Origin of the sequence: Streptomyces sp. NPDC056361, from assembly GCF_042262805.1 — a bacterium.
GTDB lineage: Bacteria > Actinomycetota > Actinomycetes > Streptomycetales > Streptomycetaceae > Streptomyces.
This window is the reverse complement of record NZ_JBHJQI010000239.1, coordinates 1-7,343: the sequence shown is the minus strand read 5'-3', so window position 1 is coordinate 7,343 and position 7,343 is coordinate 1. Positions and strand designations below refer to the sequence as shown.

The following is a 7,343-nucleotide window of genomic DNA, read 5'->3' as shown; positions in this document are numbered from 1 at the left end:
GCCGGGTGCGCCGGGGCACTGCCGGGAGCGGCGGCGTCCCCGAAGGCACCGCCGGGGGGCGTGCCGGGGCCCGGCGGCGGGGTCGGGCCGTTGCGGGCCGCGGCGACGGTGGGCAGCTGATCCGGCGGCGGTGTCCGCGCTCTGTGCGGCGGTCTTCTGGCCGGCGGCGCGCTGCTCGGCCTCGGTCGCCTTGGTCCGCTCGGCGGCGGCCTTGGCGCGGGAGGCGACGGCGGCGGCCTGCTCCGCCTGCGCCTTGGCGCGCTCGGTGGCGGCGGTGCCGGCGGCGGTCTTGGCCTTGTCGCGCTTGTCCTCGGCCGTCGTACGGGCGGCCTTGGCGGTGTTCGCGCTCTCGGCGGCGGCCGTGGCGTTGGCCTCGGCGCTGTCGGCGGCGGCCTTCGCCTGGGCGGCGGCCTCCTGCGCGGCGACGCGGCGGAACTCGGTGTTGATCGCGTGCGACTCGGTCTGCGCCTTGGCGAGCAGGGCGTCGCCGGTGGCGGCGGTCGCGTTCGCGGCGCTCAGGGCGGTCTCGGTGGCCTTCGCGGCGGCCTCGGCGGCCGCGGCGGAGGCGCGGACGACCTGGACCGACTGCTGGGCGTACGTCAGACCCCGGCCGCGCGGCACGTGGCTGGTGTCGGCGACGGCCCAGGCCTCCTGCTGCGCGGTGGCGGCCCTCTGCGAGGCGGCGGCGGCCTTCGCGGCCCACGCCTTGGCGGAGGTGACCGCGGCGGCCACGTCGGCACGGGTCCGCGCGAGGTCGGCCGTGGCCTTGTCGTAGAAGGCCTGGTCGGGCTTCTCGAAGATGGTGTCCGGGGCAGCGGCCTGCCAGTACGCGCGCCATGTGGTGATCTGGTCGGCGAACCAGGCGAGGCCGATGGCCCGCACCATGTCGTCGGCGGCGGCGCGGGTCGCCGCGGCGGCGTCGGCCTCGGCCTGGATGATCGTGGCGCGCTGGGTGGCCTGGCCGGCGTACTCCTGCTCCCACTCGACCATGGCGGTCATGGTGGGGTCGTTGAGGACGCGGCGCGGGTCGACCGGGTTCTGGGAGTCGCAGGCGGCCCAGGCCTGCTTGAGGTCCTCGACCTCGACGCGGTACGCCGGGGAGTCCTTGGCGGGCGTCTCGGTCAGGAAGCCGCCGTGCCGCAGGTAGGACGCGATGTCGCTGGAGGTCGTACCCCGGCTGTACTCGGTGTTGCCGACCTCGCTGTCCCGCAGCATCCAGTTGGCGCCGAAGTCGTTCCAGGCGTCCTTGCCCTGGTTCTCGTCCATGACGGCACGGGCGCGCGCGACGGCTTCGGCGCTGGCGTTGCTGTGGCCGTCCCAGCCGAGCTGCCAGGCGAGCTTGGTCTGCGTGAAGTAGGTGAACTGGATGACGTCCTCGCCGAAGGCGGGGGCGTGCCACTCCATGCCCTCGTCGGCCCATGCCGACTCGCGGTAGGGCTTGTTGGCCTCGTCGAGGGCGGTGACGCGGTTGCGGACCTCGTCGAAGTAGAGGCCGGCCGCTTCCTTGTCGGCCCGGGCCTCCACGCCCAGGGGGCCGTAGGCGAGCCACGCGGTGTCGCCGACGGTCTCGCGGAGCTGCGCCTCGGTGCCGGCGAGCCCCTCGACGGCCTTGGCCTTCATCCGGGGGCCGCCGACGTGCAGCGCGACCCCGGCGAGGCAGCGGTCGAGCCGCCGTGCCTCGCCGATGCTGTTGCGGCTGTAGCCGGTGTCCTCTTCGGGGGTGGTGTCGGCCGCGGCGGGCGCGGCCTGGATCAGGCCGGTGAGTACGGCCGCGGCGGTGACCAGCGCGGTCGCGCCGGTGGCCCTGGTGAGGGCGTGCCGCATGCGACGCCGGCGTCTGCCGACGTCTCTGAACGGGGACATGTTCTGCCTGGCAATCTCTCGATCGTGAGGCAGTGCTTTTTACATAGGCATGACAGAGGGCGGCGCTGCCGCCGGGCGGTGTCCCCCCTGGTCGCGGCACATGCCGGCACTCGGCTCTCCCCATGCACCGGCACTGCCGCTTACATCGCGACGATGCCACGCGCCACCCCCGCCGGTGAAGATCAAATATTCGTGATCAAGGACGCGGGGCACCCCAGGGCCGGACAAATCGGTGCCGTATTTGAACATCTTGTTACCCGGCGTAAGGAACGCAGGTCGGGGCCCGTCCGTCTCGCATCCCAAGACATTCCCGTCACCGCGGAATGACAGGAACAAATCGATGGTTGACGCATGTCATGCCCTCTCCCTCCGCCGAGCCCACCCCACCCGCCCCGACCACCCCGCCCGCGACCGCCACCCGCATGCCCGTGACCGCCACCCGCATGCCCCTGGCCGTCTACATCCTCGGGCTCTCCGTCTTCGCGCTCGGCACGAGCGAATTCATGCTGTCCGGACTCCTCCCGCCCATCGCGGAGGACATGAACGTCTCCATCCCGAGCGCCGGACTCCTCATATCCGCCTTCGCCATCGGCATGGTCGTCGGCGCACCCCTCCTCGCCGTCGCCACCCTCCGGCTCCCCCGCAAGACCACCCTGATCACCCTCATCACCGTCTTCGGCCTCGGCCAGGTCGCCGGCGCCCTCGCCCCGAACTACGCCGTGCTCTTCGCCTCCCGCATCGTGAGCGCGCTGGCCTGCGCCGGCTTCTGGGCGGTCGGCGCGGCCGTCGCCATCGCGATGGTGCCCGTCGGGGCGCGCGCCCGGGCCATGGCCGTCATGATCGGCGGCCTCTCCATCGCCAACGTCCTCGGCGTCCCCGCCGGCGCCTTCCTCGGCGAGCACCTCGGCTGGCGCTCGGCCTTCTGGGCGGTCGGCGCCGCCTCCGCCATCGCCCTCGTCGGCGTGGTGACCCGCATCCCGCACATCCCGCGGCCCGAGACGAAGCCCCGCATCAAGCGCGAGCTGGCCATCTACCGCGACCGCCAGGTGCTCCTCTCGATCGCCGTCACCGCCCTCGCCGCCGGCGGCGTCTTCTGCGCCTTCTCCTACCTCGCCCCGCTCCTCACCGACGTCTCCGGCCTCGACGAGAGCTGGATCTCCGGCGTCCTCGCCCTCTTCGGCATCGGCGCCGTCGTCGGCACGACGATCGGCGGCCGCGTCGCCGACGCCCACCTGTTCGGCGTGATGCTCAGCGGCATCGCCGCCTCCACCGTCTTCCTCGTCGCCCTGGCCCTCTTCGCGTCCGGCCCGGCCGCCACGATCGTGCTGACGTTCCTCCTCGGCGTGTCCACCTTCTACACCGCCCCGGCCCTCAACGCCCGCATGTTCAACGTCGCCGGCGCCGCCCCCACCCTCGCCGGCGCCACCACCACCGCCGCCTTCAACCTCGGCAACACCGGCGGCCCCTGGCTCGGCGGCACCGTCATCGACGCCGGCCTCGGCTTCGCCTCCACCGCCTGGGCCGGCGCCGCCATGACCGCCCTCGGCCTCGCGACCGCCGCCGTGGCCCTCAAGCTCCACACGTCACCGTCCCGCGTGATCACTTCCGGCTCACCGGTGGAGCGCAAGACCGTACCGTCCCGCTGAAATCCCGCTGCGCGCCCAGCGGCACATCCGTACGGTGACACCGTGACGACACGCGTGATCATCCTCAACGGCGCCTCCAGCTCAGGGAAGTCCGGCATCGTACGGTGCCTCCAGTCCGTACTGCCGGACCCCTGGATGACGTTCGGATGCGATTCGTTCGTCGACGCCCTGCCCAAGAAGATGTGGTCCTCGGAAGGCGGGATCGTCTTCGGCGACGACGGCGGCGTCACCGTCGGCGAGGACTTCCGGAAGCTGGAGGCCGCCTGGGCGGAAGGCATCGCCACCATGGCCCGCGCCGGCGCCCGCATCGTCATCGACGACGTCTTCCTCGGCGGCGCCGCCTCCCAGCAGCGCTGGCGCACGGTCCTCGGCGACCTCCCCGTCCTCTGGGTCGGCGTCCGCTGCGACCCCGCCACCGCCGCCGGCCGCGAGATCGCCCGCGGCGACCGCACCCCCGGCATGGCCGCCCAACAGGCCCTCGTCGTCCACGAAGGCGTCACCTACGACCTCGAGATCGACACCACCCACACCGAATCCCTGACCTGCGCCCACACGATCGCGTCCCACCTGGGCTGACCGCGCGAGCCGAAGGGGCGTCAGGCACACTGCCGGGCCGCCCCTTCGGTGCGTCAGGCGGTGCGGACGTCCGAACCGGAGACGGTCGCCTCCGGAAGCGCCTCCGGCACGAAGTCCGCGCCGAAGGACGGTGCCGGGTACATGAGGTGGGCGAGGCGGGACTGCTCCTGACGCATGTGCATGAACGATTCCAGGATGTACCCGACCAGGAGCACGAGCACTGCGATGATCATGATGGAGGCCGCCAGGATGGCGGTGGGGAAGCGCGGAACGGTGCCGCTCTCCACGAACTCGGCGATCACCGGGACGCCCAGGGCGAGCGAGACGAGGGCCAGCAGGCCGGCGATGGTGGAGTGGAACAGCGAGGGGCGCTGGCGGCGGGCGAGGCCCAGGATCAGCTTCAGGATGCGCCAGCCGTCACGGTAGGTGCGGAGCTTGCTGACGCTGCCGGCCGGCCGGTCCTTGAAGTCGACCTGCAGCTCCGCGGTGGGCAGACGCAGGCTGAGGGCGTGCACCGTCATCTCGGTCTCGGTCTCGAACTCCCGCGACAGGGCGGGGAACGACTTGATGTACCGGCGGGAGAACACCCGGTAGCCGCTCAGCATGTCGCTGACGTCGTTGCCGAACAGCGACCGCACGGCGCCGGTGAGCATCTTGTTGCCGACCGCGTGACCGGCCCGGTAGGCCGTGTCGGTTATCTCGCGACGGGCGCCGACGACCTGGTCGTAGGGGCCCTCGAAGAGCAGGTCGACCATCTCGCGGGCGCGCGTGGCGTCGTAGGTGTCGTCCCCGTCGATGATCAGCAGCGCGTCGGCCTCGACGTCGGCGAAGGCCCGGCGAATCACGTTGCCCTTGCCCTTGCGCGGCTCCTGCCGCACGATCGCGCCGGCCTTGAGGGCCTCGGCGAGGGTGTTGTCCGTGGAGGCGTTGTCGTACACGTAGATGACGGCCTCGGGGAGCGACGCGCGCAGGTCACGGACGACCTTCCCGATAGCCGCCTCCTCGTTGTAGCAGGGAACGACACAGGCGATCACCGGACTCATGCGAAGGTTCCCCCCAGTAACGACAAGCCGCGTGGCCTGTCCGTGAAATTCGTGGGGATGCTACCTCGCGTTTGTGTATTCCGGTCGCACAAGTTTACGTTTCCGCCATGATGCGGTTGACGGCCTGGAGCCGACACGCGCCCGCGTGGGCACGGAACCTCGGGCGTGAGGTCGCGGCCTTCGGCGTCGTCGGAGCACTCGCGTTCGTCGTGGAGACCGCGAGCTTCAACCTCCTGGTCTTCGGCACCCCGTCCTCCGACGGCGGGGCCCTCGGGAGCATGCCGGTCGTCGCCTCGGTCCTCGCCACCCTCCTCGCCATGGCCGTGAGCTGGATCGGCAACCGCTACTGGACCTACCGCGACCGGAGCGGCGCCGTCGACCGGCGCGAGCTCACGCTGTTCGTGGGCGTCAACCTGGTGGGCATGGCGGTCACCGCCCTCCCCGTGTACGTGTCCCACGAACTCCTCGGCCTCGGGTCGCCGCTCGGCGACAACGCGGCCCGGCTCGTCGGCTGGGCCGCGGCGACGCTGTTCCGCTTCGTCGCCTACCGCAGCCTCGTGTTCACCCGCTCAGGAGAGGACCCGACCCACGTGCCCGGCAGCATCGAACGGTGGACCGCATCACTCCGCGACGCCCGGCGGCGCGGCGCGCTCTGGCCGTGGGCCCTGGTCGCCTTCGCCGCGGTCGGCGCCTACGCCGTGTCCGTCGTCTTCCACCCCGGATACTTCAGTGCGGACAGCCTCGTCCAGCTGAGGGAGGCGCTGGGCGAGACGCCGATGCACGACTGGCACCCTCCGGCGATGGCCCTGCTGTGGAAGATCCTCATCGACTCCACGGGCGCCGTATCGGCCATGGCCGCCCTGCAGGCCGCCGTGCTGTGGGCGTCGCTGTGGCTCCTCGCCGTGCTGGTGTGGAAGAGGACCGGCAGCCGCGGACTCTCCCTCGCGATGCTCGCCGTCGGCCTCGCACCGCACGTCGTGACCTTCACGGGCGTCGTGTGGAAGGACGTGCACATGGCGTACGTCCTGCTCGCGGCCTGCGCGGTCGCGCTCCTCGCGCGTGAGCTGCCGTCCGGCCGGACCAAGACCCGCTGGGCGCTCCTCGTCGTGGGCGTGCTGTTCCTCGCGTACGCCGTCCTGGTCCGCAAGAACGCCTTCCCCGCCGTGATCCCGGTCTTCGTCCTGCTGGTCCTCGCGCTCTGGCCCGCCCCGGGCCGCCGCCGCTGGCTCGTCGCCACCGGTGTGCTCGTCGCCGTCACCGCCGGCGCCAACGCCGCCGTGAACGCCGTCGCCGACCCGCTGCCCTCCCGGCAGTACGCGCAGATCCCGCTGGACGACCTCGTCCACGTGCTCACCCCGGCCCAAGTGCGCACCGCAGCCGACCGGGCCGGCGCCGATCCGGCCCTGCGCGACGCCCTCGCCTCGGCCGCCGCCACATGCCGGACCAAGAAGATCCCTTCGGACGCCTACTTCCACTGCTACCGGCGCGACATCGCACCGGACCCCCTGTCCCCGCGGAACGTCGACGTCATGCTGGAGATGTGGACCCAGCAGATGCCCAAGCACTGGCAGAGCTACGCCGAGTACCGCCTCCAGCTCTTCGCCAAGCTGCTCTTCCAGAGCAACTACCCCTTCCAGGACGGCACGCGCGCCCTGCCGGCGGACCAGCCCGACGCCATCGTGGACACCCCCTCCAACGAGCTGCTGAAGTCCGGCCTGCGGTACTACGTGCTCGGCTTCGTCCGCGACGTGCCGTTCCTCTTCCAGGGCTGGTTCTGGCTGGCCGCCTCCCTGCTCCTCACCCTGCGCCGCCGCTGGATCGGCCCCTACACCCGCGAGCTCCGGCTGCTCGGCGCCAGCTCGGTCCTCTACGTCCTGGCCTACCTGCCCACCTCACCCGAATCCAACTACCGCTACGTCTACTGGCCCGCGATCGCCGGGACCGTCGCCGCGCTGCTGATCGCCTCGGCCCACGTGGCGAGGCGCCGGGCGAAGGCCGCCGAGACCGGCGAAACCTCCACGGCCGACGAGGCGCAGGTGCCGGACGAGGCGCAGGTGCCGGACTCCGACGGACGTCCCACCGAGTCCCTGTCCGGACAGCCCGCGTGAACCGAACGCACGCGCTTCCGAAGCGGGCGACGGCGGAGGGCGGCTGAGCCGCCCGGTTCCCCGCTCGATTCGACGTGACGAGGGGGCGGCCCGGCACACTGCCGGGC

The 7,343-nt window shown here is 72.1% G+C and carries 4 protein-coding genes and 1 pseudogene; 3 read left to right on the top strand and 2 right to left on the bottom strand.

The window, feature by feature from the left end:
• Window positions 1–1,824: pseudogene (locus tag ACFCY7_RS38925) on the bottom strand (hypothetical protein); the annotation flags it as partial.
• Window positions 1,825–2,306: 482 nt separating this feature from the next.
• Here ACFCY7_RS38925 and ACFCY7_RS38920 point away from each other — a divergent pair.
• Window positions 2,307–3,509 (top strand): Cmx/CmrA family chloramphenicol efflux MFS transporter, encoded by a 1,203-nt coding sequence (locus tag ACFCY7_RS38920; RefSeq protein ID WP_376490816.1) that lies wholly within the window; start codon window positions 2,307–2,309, stop codon window positions 3,507–3,509.
• A gap of 42 nt (window positions 3,510–3,551) precedes the next feature.
• Window positions 3,552–4,085 (top strand): chloramphenicol phosphotransferase CPT, encoded by a 534-nt coding sequence (cpt, locus tag ACFCY7_RS38915; protein ID WP_376490815.1) that lies wholly within the window; start codon window positions 3,552–3,554, stop codon window positions 4,083–4,085.
• A gap of 53 nt (window positions 4,086–4,138) precedes the next feature.
• Here the strand turns inward: cpt and ACFCY7_RS38910 are convergent, their stop codons facing one another.
• Complete coding sequence (locus ACFCY7_RS38910; RefSeq protein ID WP_376490814.1) at window positions 4,139–5,128, bottom strand: glycosyltransferase family 2 protein; 990 nt, start codon at window positions 5,126–5,128, stop codon at window positions 4,139–4,141.
• A gap of 107 nt (window positions 5,129–5,235) precedes the next feature.
• On the opposite strand from ACFCY7_RS38910, the gene ACFCY7_RS38905 reads away from it, so the two are divergent.
• Window positions 5,236–7,236: a GtrA family protein gene (locus tag ACFCY7_RS38905; RefSeq protein WP_376490813.1), complete on the top strand. Its 2,001-nt coding sequence runs from the start codon at window positions 5,236–5,238 to the stop codon at window positions 7,234–7,236.
• The last annotated feature ends 107 nt before the right edge of the window (window positions 7,237–7,343 follow it).